At 49.4% G+C, this 15,815-nt stretch carries 18 protein-coding genes and 1 riboswitch; of the genes, 2 read left to right on the forward strand and 16 right to left on the reverse strand.

Annotated features, from left to right (window positions below):
• The first annotated feature begins 19 nt into the window (after positions 1-19).
• Positions 20-214, forward strand: a complete 195-nt coding sequence (locus KNO85_RS08215) for a DUF1128 family protein (protein WP_214788880.1) — start codon at positions 20-22, stop codon at positions 212-214.
• Between the two features lie 40 nt (positions 215-254).
• Here the strand turns inward: KNO85_RS08215 and rnc are convergent, their stop codons facing one another.
• The 11 genes from rnc to KNO85_RS08270 form a co-directional block, all read right to left on the reverse strand.
• Complete coding sequence (gene rnc / locus KNO85_RS08220; RefSeq protein ID WP_214693956.1) at positions 255-971, reverse strand: ribonuclease III; 717 nt, start codon at positions 969-971, stop codon at positions 255-257.
• A 123-nt stretch (positions 972-1,094) separates the two neighbouring features.
• On the reverse strand, positions 1,095-1,334 hold the full coding sequence (gene acpP, locus KNO85_RS08225; RefSeq protein ID WP_214788883.1) for an acyl carrier protein: 240 nt from the start codon (positions 1,332-1,334) through the stop codon (positions 1,095-1,097).
• Positions 1,335-1,400: 66 nt separating this feature from the next.
• On the reverse strand, positions 1,401-2,141 hold the full coding sequence (gene fabG / locus KNO85_RS08230; RefSeq protein ID WP_214788886.1) for a 3-oxoacyl-[acyl-carrier-protein] reductase: 741 nt from the start codon (positions 2,139-2,141) through the stop codon (positions 1,401-1,403).
• Positions 2,134-3,054: an ACP S-malonyltransferase gene (fabD, locus tag KNO85_RS08235; protein ID WP_214788888.1), complete on the reverse strand. Its 921-nt coding sequence runs from the start codon at positions 3,052-3,054 to the stop codon at positions 2,134-2,136. Before fabD ends, fabG begins: the two co-directional genes overlap by 8 nt.
• A gap of 18 nt (positions 3,055-3,072) precedes the next feature.
• Positions 3,073-4,062, reverse strand: a complete 990-nt coding sequence (gene plsX / locus KNO85_RS08240; RefSeq protein ID WP_214788891.1) for a phosphate acyltransferase PlsX — start codon at positions 4,060-4,062, stop codon at positions 3,073-3,075.
• Positions 4,059-4,628 carry a transcription factor FapR gene (gene fapR, locus KNO85_RS08245; protein ID WP_214788894.1) on the reverse strand — a complete coding sequence of 190 codons (570 nt, stop codon included), beginning with the start codon at positions 4,626-4,628 and terminating at the stop codon, positions 4,059-4,061. The genes plsX and fapR overlap by 4 nt, the downstream gene beginning before the upstream one ends.
• A gap of 85 nt (positions 4,629-4,713) precedes the next feature.
• Positions 4,714-6,744: an ATP-dependent DNA helicase RecG gene (gene recG / locus KNO85_RS08250; RefSeq protein WP_214788897.1), complete on the reverse strand. Its 2,031-nt coding sequence runs from the start codon at positions 6,742-6,744 to the stop codon at positions 4,714-4,716.
• The gene (gene sdaAA / locus KNO85_RS08255; RefSeq protein WP_214788900.1) at positions 6,731-7,618 is read right to left on the reverse strand and encodes an L-serine ammonia-lyase, iron-sulfur-dependent, subunit alpha; all 888 of its coding nucleotides are present in this window, start codon (positions 7,616-7,618) and stop codon (positions 6,731-6,733) included. Before sdaAA ends, recG begins: the two co-directional genes overlap by 14 nt.
• Before the next feature lie 12 nt (positions 7,619-7,630).
• A complete protein-coding gene (gene sdaAB, locus KNO85_RS08260) occupies positions 7,631-8,293 on the reverse strand; it encodes an L-serine ammonia-lyase, iron-sulfur-dependent subunit beta (protein WP_214788903.1) in 663 nt (220 codons plus the stop codon).
• A 63-nt stretch (positions 8,294-8,356) separates the two neighbouring features.
• Positions 8,357-10,036, reverse strand: coding sequence for a DAK2 domain-containing protein (locus KNO85_RS08265; RefSeq protein ID WP_214788906.1), 1,680 nt, complete (start codon positions 10,034-10,036; stop codon positions 8,357-8,359).
• Between the two features lie 22 nt (positions 10,037-10,058).
• Complete coding sequence (locus tag KNO85_RS08270; protein ID WP_015881350.1) at positions 10,059-10,421, reverse strand: Asp23/Gls24 family envelope stress response protein; 363 nt, start codon at positions 10,419-10,421, stop codon at positions 10,059-10,061.
• A gap of 252 nt (positions 10,422-10,673) precedes the next feature.
• Between KNO85_RS08270 and rpmB the strand changes: the two genes are divergently transcribed.
• Entirely contained in the window at positions 10,674-10,862 is a 189-nt protein-coding gene (rpmB, locus tag KNO85_RS08275) for a 50S ribosomal protein L28 (RefSeq protein ID WP_015881349.1), read from the forward strand.
• A 57-nt stretch (positions 10,863-10,919) separates the two neighbouring features.
• On the opposite strand, the gene KNO85_RS08280 is transcribed toward rpmB, so the two are convergent.
• The 5 genes from KNO85_RS08280 to pknB form a co-directional block, all read right to left on the reverse strand.
• Positions 10,920-11,507, reverse strand: coding sequence for a thiamine diphosphokinase (locus KNO85_RS08280; RefSeq protein WP_214788909.1), 588 nt, complete (start codon positions 11,505-11,507; stop codon positions 10,920-10,922).
• Entirely contained in the window at positions 11,504-12,079 is a 576-nt protein-coding gene (gene thiT / locus KNO85_RS08285; RefSeq protein ID WP_214788912.1) for an energy-coupled thiamine transporter ThiT, read from the reverse strand. Before thiT ends, KNO85_RS08280 begins: the two co-directional genes overlap by 4 nt.
• 73 nt (positions 12,080-12,152) lie before the next feature.
• A riboswitch (TPP riboswitch) is annotated at positions 12,153-12,253 on the reverse strand.
• 20 nt (positions 12,254-12,273) lie between these two features.
• Entirely contained in the window at positions 12,274-12,930 is a 657-nt protein-coding gene (gene rpe / locus KNO85_RS08290) for a ribulose-phosphate 3-epimerase (RefSeq protein ID WP_214788915.1), read from the reverse strand.
• 3 nt (positions 12,931-12,933) lie between these two features.
• The gene (rsgA, locus tag KNO85_RS08295; protein WP_214789858.1) at positions 12,934-13,821 is read right to left on the reverse strand and encodes a ribosome small subunit-dependent GTPase A; all 888 of its coding nucleotides are present in this window, start codon (positions 13,819-13,821) and stop codon (positions 12,934-12,936) included.
• A gap of 43 nt (positions 13,822-13,864) precedes the next feature.
• Complete coding sequence (gene pknB, locus KNO85_RS08300; RefSeq protein WP_214788917.1) at positions 13,865-15,814, reverse strand: Stk1 family PASTA domain-containing Ser/Thr kinase; 1,950 nt, start codon at positions 15,812-15,814, stop codon at positions 13,865-13,867.
• Between the last annotated feature and the right edge of the window lies 1 nt (position 15,815).

Here is a 15,815-nt window from a genome sequence, read left to right on the forward strand (position 1 = left end):
TGTAGAAAGGGGTATACAGATGACGAATGAACAGATGATTGAAGCGATTTTGGATAAGATGAACATTATTAACCGCGGTGCGATCAAAGCGGAAGAATATAATGAGGCTGACCCATCAGCGGTGAAAGAGATTTATGAGTACGTGATGACACGTTCTTCCCTCTCTTTATCAGAAGTCGACGGAATCGTCGAAGAGCTCGGTCAATTGACATGAAAAAGGAGTGGAACCATGGTGAATGGTCCACTCCTTTTGTTTATAAATCTGCGTATCGCCGATTAAAAGCGATGAGCGCTTCTTTCGCTGCCAATTGTTCCGCTTCTTTTTTAGAACGCCCGACCCCTTCACCGACAATATCGTCGCTGAGACGTGCATGAGCCACAAATTCTCGGCTATGTGCCGGTCCGCGCTCTTCGATGATCTCATAAGTGACCGGACCTAACCCTTCACGTTGCACGCTTTCCTGCAACTGGCTCTTGAAATCAGTCTGTTCTTCAAATACTCCGGCTAAGACTTTCGGAAAAACCGCTTCGGCGAGGAATCGTTCGACTGCCTCAATCCCTTGGTCTAAATAAAGAGCACCGATATAGGATTCGAAGACATCGGCAAGTAATGCCGGACGTTTTCGTCCACCAGTCAACTCTTCACCTTTTCCAAGCAAGATAAAGTCAGAGAAGGCATAGGCCTCCGCAAAATTCACGAGTGACGGTTCACAAACAATCGCCGCCCGTAATTTTGTTAATTCCCCCTCGGAGCGCTCCGGATAAGTCTCATATAGGAACCGGGATACGGTCAATTCTAATACGGCATCCCCTAAAAACTCTAAGCGTTCATTGTCTTTTCGCAATCCACGCTGCTCATTCACATATGATGAATGCGTGAACGCCTGCATGAGCAAGTCGTGATTTGAAAACTGAACGTCTAAACGCTCTTCTAATGACTTGAATAACTCTAAGATGCGTGCTCGTTCCATTTCCTGACGTCGACGTCGCTGCGCCGATCCTTGACGGTCAAACCGCCGTTTTTCTTTTGTCATAGTTCCCTCCATGAATAAGCACAAGCCCACCACTCGGGACCGAGCGGTGGGATGGCTTGATTACACTTTTGTTTCGATGTACGCGACTACGTCGCCAACAGTTGCAAGTTTCTCAGCGTCTTCGTCTTCAATCGTGATGTCGAATTTGTCTTCGAGGTCCATCACCATTTCCATTACTTCAAGCGAGTCAGCGCCAAGGTCGTCCTTGAACGATTTCTCTGCCGTGATTTCAGAAACGTCTTTTCCGAGTTTCTCTGCTACTGCTTCTTGTACGTCTACTAAAATTTGTTCTTTTGTCATGATAAAATCCCTCCAAAGGTAAGTATATTAAATGTCTGTCTATTGGTAAAGTTCTCTTTTATGCCTTTATGCCATCGTCATGCCGCCATCGACGGCAATCGTCTGGCCAGTCACGTAAGCAGCCTGTTCAGACGCCAAAAATGAGACGAGGTTCGCTACATCTTCCACTTGTCCGAAACGGTTGAACGGAATTTGCTCGAGTGTAGCGTCTCGCTGCGCATCTGTCAAGGCATCGGTCATGTCGGTTTGAATGAAACCAGGACAAACGGCATTGACCGTCACATGACGACTTGCGAGTTCGCGTGCCACAGATTTTGTCAATCCAATCAACCCTGCTTTTGCGGCCGCATAGTTTGCTTGTCCCGCGTTCCCAGTGATGCCGACGACCGAGGCGATATTGATGATACGCCCTGATTTTGATTTGAGCAACGGACGTGTCACCGCTTGCGATGTGAGGAATGCCCCTTTCAAATTCGTCGATAAGACGTCATTGAAATCTGCCTCTTTCATACGCATGAGTAACCCATCACGTGTAATCCCTGCATTGTTCACAAGACAATCGACGCGTCCATACGTATCGACTGCCGTCTTGACGAGTGCTTTGACGTCGTCTGCGTTTGAGACATCTGCCTTCACAGCAATGGCTTCTCCGCCTGCTTCGGTGATGGCTGCCACGACGGCGTTTGCCTTCTCTTCACTACCCGAGTAGTTCACGACGACACGGAAGCCGTCTTCCCCTAAACGTTTCGCGATGGCCGCACCGATTCCACGGGACGCACCAGTCACGATCGCTACTTGATCATGCACGAACTTCTCCTCCTAACGAGGCGACTTCTTCAAGCGTGGTCGCCTTTTGAATCGAAACGTTCGAATCGATTCGTTTAATCAACCCTGAAAGGGGTGACGATGGACCGAACTCGATGAACGTGTCCACTCCGTCTGCAATCGCTTTTCGAACACATTCTTCAAAGCGCACTGACGAATAGAGTTGTTTCGTCAACAACGCTTTTAACTGTTCAGGATCGCGATGTACAACTGCATCCACGTTCGAGATGAAATCGACAGACGCCTCTTTGAACGGTGATGAGGCGAGGACATCCTGGAAACGTGTCGCCACCGGCATCATATATGAACTGTGGAACGCACCGGAGACGTTTAACGGTAACACTCGTTTCGCGCCGGCTGCTTTCAATTCTACACCTGCCTGTTCGACAGCATCGATATGCCCGGAAATGACAAACTGACCAGGGCAATTCAAGTTAGCGATTTGTACCAAATCCCCACTCGCACTAATTTTTTCAGTGATATGAAGCGCTTCTTGAAGATCGGTCATGCCGACAACTGCCGCCATCGTCCCGTCTTTCACTGAAGACATCAAATTACCACGTTCTCGAACGAGCACGGTCGCCTCTTCTAAATCGATGACCCCTGCCGAGACGAGCGCAGCATACTCTCCTACGCTATGTCCGATGACGACATCTGGTGTCGCACCATTTGCCGCATAGGCTTGTGCCAGTAACGAGGCATGCGCCACGATTGCCGGTTGTGCGACTTCTGTTTCTTGGAGGTCTTCTTTCGACCCAGCAGACATGACTTCAAGAAGGTCAAATCCGAGTCGACGCCCGATTGCCTGAAGAGTTTCAGGTTGGCCTAAAAATGTCTGTCCCATTCCGACGGCTTGAGAGCCTTGTCCCGGGAACACCCATGCTACTTTCCCCATGTCCTCACCTGCTTTCGCTTAGTCTATCGCTTTGGCACGCTTGATTTTATCGACGACATCGTGGTCTACCATGATTTTCGCCTGTTTCAACGCACTCATCATTGCGAGTGCGTCACTCGATCCGTGCGCCTTGATGACAGGCGCATTGATTCCAAATAACCCGGCTCCCCCATGTTCGCGATAATCAAGCGTTTCTTTCAATCGTCTTAATTTCGGTTTTAAGATGAGAGCGGCAAGTTTCGATACAAGATTGCTCGTGAATTGTTCTTTCATCATCTTCATAAGCATTGCTGAGGATCCTTCTACACCTTTTAACAAGATGTTTCCGGCAAATCCTTCTGTCACGATGACGTCCACGTCTCCTGACATCGCTTCACGCGCTTCGACATTCCCGACAAAGTGGACAGGGGCCTGTTCAAGGAGGGGGAACGCTTCTTTCGTGAGCGCATTTCCTTTTCCGGCTTCTGTCCCGATATTGAGAAGAGCGACACGCGGTGTTTTGATGCCACGAACATGTTCGGCATAGAGTGAGCCCATGATCGCATAATCCACAAGATGTTCGGCTTTCGCATCCGGATTCGCTCCGACATCCAACACGACGACACCACTACCTGTATATGTAGGGAACGTCGGAGATAATGCCGGACGCTCGATTCCTGGGATTCGTCCGATGATGAAGAGAGATGCAGCCATCAAGGCGCCAGTGTTTCCAGCAGACACGAGAGCATCCGCTTTACCTTCTTTGACGAGATTGGCCGCTACGACGAGCGAACTGTCCTTTTTACGGCGGACCGCTCGAACCGGCTCGTCCTCTCCTGTAATGATTTCACTAGCTGGAACGACCGTCACACGAGGATCGTCAAGTCCGTAAGAGGCGATTTTCACCTCGTCACCGACTAAAAAGAGCTCCATCGGCTCGTTCGGATATTGTTCGACGAACCGTTTCACACCTTCTACGATTGCTTTCGGTGCGTGGTCGCCACCCATTGCATCAATTGCTAATTTCATGCTTGTTCCTCCTCACCACGTCGGTAAATCGTGAAGTCGCCTTCAAAGACGCGCTCCTCGCCGACATAACTTTCGACTGTGACGTCTGTTCTTCCGTCTCCTCTTAGCTTAATCACACGAGCCTTGGCAACGACTCGCTCTCCAAGATGAACCTGGCGACTAAATCGGATCTCCGCTTTAGTGGTCAACGCCAATTCATCATTGATGAGCGCCACCGCTAACGAGTTGGCTTGCGCGAACAAGACGTGTCCACGAGCAATCTCATTGCGGCTAAAGACGTGTTCTTTTTCGATATCGAGGACAGAAATCGCAGAGTCATCGAGTTTCAAGTCAATCATATCACCGATGACCTCGCTCATTGAAAGCGATTTGACTTCATCGAGGTGTTCAGAAGCCACATGTTTGATTCGTTCCCTCACTTCTGGAATTTTTAATTCCATCCGATCGAGACGAATCGTCTGGATGCTGACGGAAAACTGTTTTGACAGTTCCTCGTCTTTGATGAACGGGTTGCGCTCAATCGTTTCTTGTAACAAGCGTTGCCGCTCTTTCTTAGGTACCCGCATTCAGTTCCCTCCTAAACTAATCGCTAAAGAACTTAATACCTGGTACTAATAGCAGTATATATTCTTTAGTCGTCATTTTCAAGTATTATTCTAACCTTTCCCCTACGAGGAGGTCGAGTTGTTTCAAATAGCCACGTAACCCTTCATATTGGGCGTCCTGCCAAAACGCATCGCTTCCAAGAAGTGCCACGGCGTCACGCATCGCCACTTCCATCACTTTTAAATCGAGAACCGGATCGGCGACCCGGAAGCTAGGCAGCCCGCTTTGGGCGGTACCAAAGAAATCACCGGCACCACGTAACTCTAAATCTTTCTCCGCCAATACGAATCCGTCATTCGTCTCCGTCATCGTTTTCAGTCGAACTTTTCCAACATCTGACTTCGGATCCCCGACGAGGATGCAGAAGGACTGATGGGCACCACGACCGACACGTCCTCGCAACTGGTGCAGTTGTGCGAGACCGAAGCGCTCAGCGTCATGAATAATGATGAGTGAAGCGTTCGGAACGTTTACCCCGACTTCGACGACCGTCGTCGAGACGAGAATTTGTGTCGCATTGTCGGCAAATGATTTCATCACGTCGTCTTTTTCTGCGCTCGATAGCTTCCCGTGCATCAAACCGACGGCATAGTTTGGGAACCGTTCTTTCAACAGTTCATATAAAGCTGTCGCACTTTCGACTTCGAGCGTATCCGACTCCTCGATGAGTGGTGCAATCACATAGGCTTGACGGCCAAGCGCTAGCTCTCGATCGACCATCGAATGGACACGGTCGATTTGGTCTTGCTTCGCCCAATATGTTTCAATCGGTTTTCGGCCTTTTGGCATCTCATCAATCGTCGAGACGTCCATCTCTCCGAACGCACTGATTGCAAGTGTCCTCGGAATCGGGGTCGCTGTCATATACAAGACGTCCGCAAATTCGGCTTTATCACGAAGTTTCTTCCGTTGTTCGACACCGAATCGATGCTGTTCGTCTGTAATCGCCAAATGCAAATTCGAAAATTCGACCGGTCCTTGAATGAGGGCATGCGTTCCGACGATGATGTCGACATCACCGGATCGAATCGCAGTCAGAAGCGCCTCCCGGGCTTTTCCTTTCACCGAGCTCGTCAAGAGGGCGATGGTGATGCCAAACGGCTCAAACAATTCCTGTAAAGATGTCGCGTGCTGTTCGGCTAAAATTTCGGTCGGTACCATCAATGCGCCTTGATACCCAGCCATGACGGTCGCATACAAGGCAATCGCGGCAACGACGGTCTTCCCGCTCCCGACATCCCCTTGCAACAATCGATTCATCCGTTCTGGCTTTTCGAGATCGGACACGATTTCACGGATGACCCGTGTTTGAGCTCCCGTCAACGGGAATGCGAGTCGTTTGACGAATTCGTTCAATTGAGGCTTATCGAGTTGAAGGGCCCGACCGTTTCCTGACCGCTCCATTTTCCGAAACGCCTGCAATTTCAATTGATACATGAGACACTCTTCGTATACGTAGCTCCGTCTCGCCTGCTTATATGTCTCCACCGTATCCGGGAAATGCATCCCGCGAAGCATGGTCATCCGGTCCTCTAGTCGATACCTGTCTCGTATGGACTGTGGCACCCGTTCCGGGAGGTCCGTCACTTGTTCGAAAGCTAACTTGACGATTCGACTAAAGTTTTTTTGCGTGAGTCCGGCTCGTAACGAATAGATGGGCTGAAGGCCGCCTGACGGTGCACCGAATTCGAGGTCGGTCGCACTGATCGTCATCCGATTCATATCCCATTTCCCTTTGACCGTGACGGTTTCGCCAATCGTCAACTTATCCTTATAGAACGCCCGATTGAACATCGTCACTTGGACTGCATACCGTTCTTCTAGCAATAATCTAAACTGAAGGCGGTTCTTCCCTTTACTATAGTACCGAACGAGCGGCTCTGCTTGAACCGTCCCACTCCATTTGACGAGGTCCCCGTGAACAGCGGTCGTTACGGTCCCACTATTATAATTCTCATAACGAAACGGGACGTGCTCTAGCACGTCCTCGATTCGAACAAGTCCCATCATTTCTAGTTTTTTGGCCATCTCTGGCCCGACTCCTTTCAGAGTCGTCAGCCGTTCATTGTTTTGCATCTTCTTTCGCTCCAAAAATATTTCGTTCGAGGCGACGAGCCGTCGGCGTATTCGCCAATCCACCTTTAGCCGTCTCTTTCAACGCAGTCGGCATCATTTGACCGACTTCATGCATCGCTGAGATGACTTCGTCACAAGGAATACGCGATGTGATTCCCGCGAGGGCCATGTCCGCTGCGACAATGGCATTGGCACCGCCCATGGCGTTCCGTTTCACACACGGCACTTCAACGAGTCCTGCCACAGGATCACAGACAAGGCCGAGCATGTTTTTAAGGGCGATTGCAAACGCCGTAGCCGACTGGTCCGGTGTCCCGCCGGCCGCTTCGACAATCGCTGCTGCTGCCATTCCGGTCGCTGAACCGACTTCTGCCTGGCATCCCCCTGCCGCTCCTGAAATCGAAGCGTTGTTCGCCACAACAAACCCGAACGCTCCTGACGTGAACAAGTAGCGAATCATGGCATCGCGGTCCATCTCGAGGCGATCTTTCACCGCGAATAACGTTCCTGGCACGACGCCCGCACTCCCCGCAGTCGGTGTCGCACAAATTCGTCCCATCGCCGCATTCACTTCGTTCGTCCCGATTGCTTTTGACACGGCATCTAAAATAAGGTCTCCGGCAAGTGATTTGCCTGAACGTATATAATCTTGCATGAGTACGGCATCGTTCCCCGTCAATCCCGTCACCGATGTGACACCTTGAAGCGCACGTTCGACCGCTTCTTCCATGACCTCGAGGTTACGGTCCATCATCCCGATGATGTCTTCCCGGCTCGAGCGTCTGACGTGCATCTCTTGTTCAATCATCACCTCAGAAATCGGGATACCTCGTTCTGTTGCCATCGTCACTAACTCTTCTACTGATTTAAACATCTCACATTCTCCTTATTCCCCAAAAATAGCGATCCGTTCGATCTGCGGTAACCGTTCTAGCTCTGCTAACACTTCAGCAGGAATCGTTTCATCAATCTCAATGGCCATCAAGGCTTGCATTCCTTTTTCGTGACGACTCACTTCCATATGTCCAATGTTCAATTGATGATTCGCCAAGACACCTGTCACTGCGGCGATTGCCCCGAATCGGTCATGATGCAAGACGACGAGCGCAGGTCCCCCACCTGTCAACTTTAACGGGAATCCATTCAGTTCCGTGATTTCAATCGTTCCCCCACCGATTGAGATCCCGACGATTTCAAACGTACCGAACTCGTCTTCGAGCAAGACACGCGCTGTATTCGGATGATCCGTCAACAAATCGCTCGTCTCAAAGATGACTTCGATTCCTTTTTCACGGGCAATGTCTAACGCTTGTGGGATTCGCAGGTCGAACGTATCAAACCCCATAATTCCACCGACAATCGCGACATCCGTACCGTGACCACGATACGTGTCCGCAAACGACCCATAAAACGTGATGCGTGCGGTGCGTGGCGTTCTTCCGAATAATTTCCCTGCCATCAGCCCGATGCGCGCGGCACCTGCTGTATGCGAACTCGATGGCCCGACCATGACAGGACCAATGATGTCAAACACACTACGATATTTCACCTAATTTTCCCCCTTTCAAAAATCCCTACCTTCATTATACAGAAGGTAGGGACTTGAAACAGCTTATTCCACACTAAAAATATAAGAGTAAAGCGGTTGTTTGCCGTCGTGTACTTCAATCTCAATCTCATCATTTACAGATTCGATATATGACGTCAACGCTTCTACGTCTGCTTCAGATGAACCTTCACCCGTTAAAATCGTGATGATTTCATCATCTGCTTCGACGAGTGCATCGACCAACTTTTTAGCCGCTTCGAGGCTCGACGTTGAGGAAGAAACGATTTTCTTCTCTGCAATCGCCATGTGCTCGTCTTTCTTGATTTCCACACCATCGATGCTCGTGTCACGAACAGCGTAAGTGACTTGTCCGGACTTCACAGTCGAGGCAGCTGACTTCATCGCTTGTTCGTTCATCTCGACATCCGCCTCTGGGTTGAAGGCGATTGCTGCCGCAAGACCTTGTGGGACCGTCTTCGTCGGGATGACAGAGACGCCGCATGGTGCGACAGACGCTGCTTGCTCAGCAGCCATGATGATGTTTGAGTTGTTCGGGAAGATAAAGACGTGTTCCGCATGTGCAGACTCAATCGCCTTGACGATATCTTCTGTTGATGGGTTCATCGTTTGACCGCCCTCGATGACGTGTGCCGCCCCGAGTGAACGGAACAATTCGCTGACGCCTTCACCCATTGCTACCGTGACGATCGCAAATGGTGCTTTCGGCTTCTCTGCCTGTTGAACACCGTGTTGATTCGCACCATGTTCTTCTTCGAGAATGGTCGAGTGTTGTTGACGCATGTTCTCGATTTTAACGGCGACGAGTTCACCGAAACGTTGACCTTTCGTGATGACCTCACCCGGTGTCTCAACGTGAACGTGAACTTTTAAGAGTTCTTCGTCCGCGACGACAAGGAGAGAATCTCCCAGTTCAGACAATTCGTTACGGAACGCATCTTCATTGAACGGTGCATCCTTTAACTTTTCGTCTTGGAAACGAACCATGATCTCTGTGCAATAACCGAATTCGATATCTTCTGTAGACATGAACCCTTGTGCCGCATGCGCATGGTGTTCTGCCTCGATCAACGCATCCATGACAGGAGCATGTGGTTTCTCGAGCTCTTTGCCTTCAAGGCTAGCAAGGAAACCTTCGTAGATGACGAGAAGTCCTTGACCGCCCGAGTCGACGACGCCGACTTCTTTTAATACCGGCAACAAGTCCGGTGTACGGTCTAACGATGCTTTCGCTTCTTCGATGACGCGTTTCATAAATTCAGTGAAATCACTTGTCGACTCTGACGCAAGGAGCGCTTCGTCGGCCGCTTCACGAGCAACCGTTAAAATCGTTCCTTCAACCGGTTTCATAACCGCCTTGTATGCCGTGTCGACACCGCGCTTGAGCGCTTCTGCAAAATCAACTGTTGTCAGTTCTGCTTTTCCTTCAACAGCTTTACCGAATCCACGGAACAACTGACTTAAAATAACACCCGAGTTTCCGCGTGCCCCCATAAGTAGTCCACGTGCAAACTTTGATGACACCTCTGCGATATCTGATGAGTTCATCGCCGCTACTTCTTTCGCGCCCGACGTCATCGTCAAGTTCATGTTCGTCCCCGTGTCTCCGTCTGGAACCGGGAAGACGTTAAGCGAATCTACATAATCTGCGTTTTGGCTCAAGTTGGCCGCTCCGTTCGCGATCATGTTTGAGAGCGCCAATCCATCTAAACGTTTTAAACCCACACCAAATCCTCCTCCGTTTTCGTCAGTCATTCGTCAGACGAACGCCTTGAACGAATATATTTACCGACGAAACGTTTAATCCTAAAGTTTCTCCGAGCGTATACTTGACTCGGCTCTGCACGTTGTATGCGACTTCAGATACTTTCGTCCCGTAGCTTACAATGATGTGCATGTCGATATGTACGTCTTCGTCTTCTTGACGTACGACGACACCACGCGCGTAATTTTCACGTTTTAACAATTCAGCAATGCCGTCTTTCAATTGTGCTTGTGAAGCCATGCCGACCACACCGAAGCATTCCATCGCTGCACCACCTGCGAGTGTCGCGATGACGTCACTTGTGATGTCAATATTGCCATATGTTGTCTTCATTTCAATTGCCATATGGAGTAGCCTCCTTTATTCGGAATGATTCCTAATGTACATTCTACAATAAGTACCTAGTTATTAAAAGAACCTGCTCCAGAAACTCGGTCAATTAACGCGATAACCTCATTCATTATTCAAATCCTTGAGAGTAATGTCAAGTTTTTTTCTTGTCATGGTACGATTTTCTAGTTGCATCGGGAAAAAAGCCGTGCTAATATAAACGAGTGTCTATTAGGACGAACCCACATAAAAAAGGAGGGGAAACGCATGGCACGTAAATGCTACGTAACAGGTAAATCACCTAAATCAGGTAACAACCGTTCGCACGCACTCAACAAGACAAAACGTACTTGGGGTGTAAACGTACAAAAAGTTCGTATTCTCGTTGACGGTAAACCGAAACGCGTTTGGGTTTCAGCTCGCGCACTTAAATCAGGTCTCGTTGAACGCGTATAATACTTATACACGAACGAATAAATCCCAGCGGCATTCGCCGATGGGATTTTTTTGTGCTCATTTTTTGACAATCATGACGAGAACGGTCCCTTGATGGACCGTCAACCGGGCAGAATCCGTAGACCATTCATTTGAGATCGTCAGCGCCTCTCCGCTAGTCACGTCATGATGGTCAAGTGGATATTTGACATCTTTAATGGAAATCGTAGCTGTCTTCCATGGCATGAAGGACAAATAGTGACCGTCCCGTTTCGGAATCGTATAGTCTCCTATTCTTACAAGATAGACCGTTTGCCCTTCATTATGAAGGTGCATCTCCGGATAGGACTCCAGTAAGCCTACATTCGCAAACGTCATATCGATCCGTCCCCCGAGAGCCCCATACACATCGATTCGTGTTGCTCCCCGTTCTCTTGCTAACTCCAATGCAATTTCTAAGTCTGTCACATCTTTCTCCGAAGGATAGCGTAACGCTTGATCAGGTGGTGTCCCATCGAACGAATCAAAATCTCCCACCACGACGTCTGGTACAACTCCTTCATCTAACAGTCTTTGATATCCACCATCCACACCAATCACAAAATCGGCATCACGCGGTAAGTCCGGAATAGGTGCCGGACTCGCCGCGACGATTAGTACGTTCATTGACGGATATCCCGTGTCGCCACACGCGTGAAACGTGGTGCTGTCGTGAAGAGAAGTACTAACACGATGGCCGAGATGACAAAGGATGGGAGCATATACGTGGCGTTATATCCGAGCGAGTAGGCCACGACCGGACCTTCTGCGTATTCAGCGAAGAAGACGATACCCGAGATGACGTGCGCTGCGTATCGTAACATCGACCCGAGCAATGCCCCGAGCACTAAATAGATGGCAAGCGTCTTTGTCGCACCTTGACTCGCAGCATGTTTCACTCGCCCTGCGAATACCCCGGCCATACCGACGAGGCCATATGCGACCGTATAGTCGAGCAAGAATTGTACAGGTGTGAAAATGTATGCTCCGAACAAGAGTTGAAGTGTCCCGACGAGCGCGCCTGTCGCAAGACCACCCTTCAGCCCGTGACGGAACGCCATGACAAAGATCGGGAGCATCGCTAAACTGATAGACCCACCTTGTGGTAAACGATATGGAATGAGCAAATCAAAAATAAGCCCGAGCGCCGCAAACAATGAAATTTCAATGAGCGCTTGTAATTTGAAACGTGATTTCATCCTTCTTCCTCCTTTATTTGTTTGAACGACAAAAAGCAGCATGACGTAAACGCCATGCTGCTTGAATTCGCAACGTGCATTTTCGCCACATCCCTACGTCCGTGTGAACGGAACAGGTTCAAAGGGTTAGCGTATGCCTCTCAGCCACATGATGTGACACCCCTTGCGACTCTATCTTGTTGTTCTACCGTCGATTATACACGAGATGCGCCACGAATGCTATCGATGGCTGCTTTATAATCCGATTGACTATAGATGGCTGATCCTGCCACAAGCACATCAGCTCCAGCATCGATGCAACGTTTTGCCGTTTCTGCGTTCACACCACCATCGATTTCAATCTCAAAATCAAGTTGATGGTCTTGACGAAGTTGGCTAAGCGCTGAAATTTTTGGCACGACCGATTCAATAAACGCCTGACCCCCGAATCCTGGGTTGACCGTCATGAGCAACACCATATCGACGTCCGTGAGTACGTGTTCAATCGTCGAAAGTGGTGTATGTGGGTTTAAGACGACCCCACATTTCGCACCTGCCGCTTTGATTTGCTGTAAGACACGATGCAAATGATTCGTCGCTTCCACGTGTACGGTTACGATGTCCGCACCGGCTTTCACGAAATCTTCTACGTAGCGTTCTGGTTGGTCAATCATCAAATGTACATCGAGTACCATGTCTGATTTTTTACGCAAGCTCGCGAGAACAGGTAGACCAATCGAGATGTTTGGTACGAATTGCCCGTCCATCACGTCAAAATGGATATAGTCAGCCCCTGCTTCTTGAACGGCTTTTACTTCAGCTTCCAAGTTGGCAAAATCGGCAGCTAAAATAGATGGTGCAATTTTAATCATCTGTCAATACCTCCGTTTTCGATCGTTTAACTCCTCCATAAAGGTAACATAATTTTCGTACCTTGTTGAAGCAATTTCGCCATTTTCAACCGCTTGTTTGATGGCACATCCTGGTTCATTAACGTGGACACATCCCCGGAACTTACAATCGTCATGGCGTTCCACGAATTCGGGGAAGCACCATCTGAGCTCATCTGTCTCAAGTTCCTGAGGAAACTCTAGACTTGAAAAACCCGGTGTATCGGCAACGAGACCATCCGCCAATTGGATTAACGTCACGTGACGTGTCGTATGTTTTCCTCGTCCGAGCGATTTCGAGATTGCACCTGTCGCCAACTCGAGTTCTGGCGCAACTGCATTGAGTAACGAACTTTTCCCGACACCGGTCTGACCGGCGAAGACGCTCGTTTTTCCCTTGAATAGACTACGCACTTCATCGACACCGTGCCCATGCTCCGTCGATGTTTCAATCACGTCATACCCAATCGCCCGATAGCGAGCAATCGCCACTTGAATCGGTTCGACTTCACTTTCATCGAGCAAGTCCATCTTCGTCAATACGATGATTGGATGAATTTGCTTCGATTCAATGAGAATGAGAAAACGGTCAAGCAAATGATAGGAAAACGCTGGTTCCTTAACTGAAAAGAGGAGGAACGCTTGATCAATATTCGCAATCGGTGGCCGAACGAGATGGTTTTGACGCTCTTCCACTTCAAGAATATAACCGGTCCCATCTTCTTGATCTTGAATCACCACATCGTCGCCGACGACAGGTGAGATATTGCGTTTTCGAAAATTCCCTCTTGCCCGACAACGAATCTCTTGGTTCGCCTCGGTCATCACATCATAAAACCCGCCTTGAAGACGAATGATTGTTCCTTTCATTATGACTACCTCCTTTTAAAAAAGAGGTGACGACACCGTCACCTCTTTATTGTGCCTCTTCGGCTTGCGCATATGTGACTGAATCCGTTCGAACAATCTCACCATCAACTTCAATCGTTGCTGTCCCGACTTCGTCAGGGGCAATGACTAGCGTGTACGAGTACGTTGTCGTCTCTGTGATTTGATCACGAAGTACCTCAATTTCACCACGTGCGTCAACCGTACGAATGACGACTTCGACCGCTTTCGGCTTCTTATCCTTATCCGGTTGCTCGACTTCAACACTCACTTCACGTTCAATCGAGATATCGGTCGGTTCGACGCCTCCCGATACAATCACCGTGAGCTCCGTTCCCGGGTCGACTGCCGTCCCGGCTGTCGGAAGTTGACGGATGATTTGACCTTTTGGAACACTTGTCGAAAATTCATCCTTCTTCACGATTTTCAATTTGTTCTGTTCAGCATAAATAGATGCTTCGTCGAACGTATACCCGGCAAGGTTAGATAGTTCCACTTTGTTGCTACCTGTCGACACAACGAGCGTGACCGTCACCTCTGAAGGAACGACCTCTTCACCTGGGTCAACCGATTGTGAAATTACATCCCCACTGTTTACTGTTTCAGAAGCTTCAGTTTTGATTTCAAGATCGCTGAATGCCAAGTCTTTTAGCATACGCTCAGCGGCAGTCTGTGAAAGACCTTCCACGTTCGGCATCTCGACCGTCTCTTTTCCGGCCGATACGACAATCGTCACAGTCGTGCCGCGTTTCGGTTTACGTCCTTCTTGCGGATTTTGCGAAATGACCTCACCCTCCGCAATATCATCGCTCGCACGTTCTGTCACTTCGACGACAAATCCAGAAGCCTCGAGTTCTGTCGTCGCGTCCCCGATACTCATGCCGACGACATCAGGCACGACGGCGCGCGACATTTCGTCGGCGACCACATACGCCGCAATGCTTCCCCCAATTAAGAGAATGACGAGTAATATCCAAATCCACCATTTGCGTTTCTTCTTTTTAACCGGTTCCTCATTTGGCTCCTGTTCCTTTGGTGGTGTGACCGGGGGCGGTGTCACCGGTACATCTTGTTTTTCTTCGGGCATGACCGCCGCCATGACGAGTGTTTGGTCGAACTCGTCCTGATTGGCTGAGACTCGTCTCGGCTCATTGGCACGTTCTCGGCTTAATGCGGTCATACAATCTTTCTTGAAGGCTGCGACCGATATATGACGGGCACCCGGTGATTTCGACAAGGCTTGCATGACACAATTCTCAAGCGCTTGTGGAATATTCGGATTCAAATCCATCGGCCGAATCGGGTCATCTTGCAAATGTTGAAGCGCGACTGCGACCGGCGTCTCGCCGATAAACGGTACGCGCCCCGTCAACAATTCGTACAAAACGGCACCGAGCGAGTAAATATCCGACTTTTCATCCGCGAACTTCCCGCGAGCTTGTTCAGGTGAGAAATAGTGGACAGAGCCTAGGACGGACATCGTATGCGTCAACGTCGCATTCGACATCGCGACCGCAATTCCAAAATCGGTCACCTTCACATTTCCATGCTGATCGATCATCATATTTTGTGGTTTGATGTCCCGATGAATGATTCGATTCGCATGGGCGTGATCAATCGCATCACAAATCTGTCCCATGATGCGCAACGCCTCATCGACAGATATGTATTCTTCTTGCAAATATTGTTTTAACGTCACGCCATCGACGTGTTCCATGACGATATAGTATAAATCATCTTCATCACCGACGTCGTAGATGGCGACGATATTCGGATGGTTCAGACTCGTAGCCGCGTGGGCTTCTCGCTCGAACCGACGTATAAATTGTTCGTTATGTGAGAATTCAGATCGCAACACCTTGATGGCGACGGTTCGGTTTAAAATCTCGTCATGAGCCCGGTAGACATTTGCCATGCCTCCGCTGCCGATTTGTTGTTCGATCCGATAACGATCGTTGATTCGTTCTCCGCTTCGCATC

Origin of the sequence: Exiguobacterium sp. s124 (assembly GCF_018617485.1) — a bacterium.
Taxonomy (GTDB): Bacteria; Bacillota; Bacilli; order Exiguobacteriales; family Exiguobacteriaceae; genus Exiguobacterium; species Exiguobacterium aestuarii.

Excerpts from the sequence above, each read along its gene's own strand:
- acpP (WP_214788883.1), bottom strand. The coding sequence starts at position 1,334 with ATGACAAAAGAACAAATTTTAGTAGACGTACAAGAAGCAGTAGCAGAG.
- rpmB (WP_015881349.1), top strand. The coding sequence starts at position 10,674 with ATGGCACGTAAATGCTACGTAACAGGTAAATCACCTAAATCAGGTAAC.
- rpe (WP_214788915.1), bottom strand. The coding sequence starts at position 12,930 with ATGATTAAAATTGCACCATCTATTTTAGCTGCCGATTTTGCCAACTTG.
- plsX (WP_214788891.1), bottom strand. The coding sequence starts at position 4,062 with ATGAAATTAGCAATTGATGCAATGGGTGGCGACCACGCACCGAAAGCA.
- fabD (WP_214788888.1), bottom strand. The coding sequence starts at position 3,054 with ATGGGGAAAGTAGCATGGGTGTTCCCGGGACAAGGCTCTCAAGCCGTC.
- pknB (WP_214788917.1), bottom strand. The coding sequence starts at position 15,814 with ATGCGAAGCGGAGAACGAATCAACGATCGTTATCGGATCGAACAACAA.
- rnc (WP_214693956.1), bottom strand. The coding sequence starts at position 971 with ATGGAACGAGCACGCATCTTAGAGTTATTCAAGTCATTAGAAGAGCGT.
- recG (WP_214788897.1), bottom strand. The coding sequence starts at position 6,744 with ATGCAAAACAATGAACGGCTGACGACTCTGAAAGGAGTCGGGCCAGAG.
- sdaAA (WP_214788900.1), bottom strand. The coding sequence starts at position 7,618 with ATGTTTAAATCAGTAGAAGAGTTAGTGACGATGGCAACAGAACGAGGT.
- fapR (WP_214788894.1), bottom strand. The coding sequence starts at position 4,628 with ATGCGGGTACCTAAGAAAGAGCGGCAACGCTTGTTACAAGAAACGATT.
- KNO85_RS08280 (WP_214788909.1), bottom strand. The coding sequence starts at position 11,507 with ATGAACGTACTAATCGTCGCGGCGAGTCCGGCACCTATTCCGGACTTA.
- KNO85_RS08270 (WP_015881350.1), bottom strand. The coding sequence starts at position 10,421 with ATGGCAATTGAAATGAAGACAACATATGGCAATATTGACATCACAAGT.
- KNO85_RS08215 (WP_214788880.1), top strand. The coding sequence starts at position 20 with ATGACGAATGAACAGATGATTGAAGCGATTTTGGATAAGATGAACATT.
- thiT (WP_214788912.1), bottom strand. The coding sequence starts at position 12,079 with ATGAAATCACGTTTCAAATTACAAGCGCTCATTGAAATTTCATTGTTT.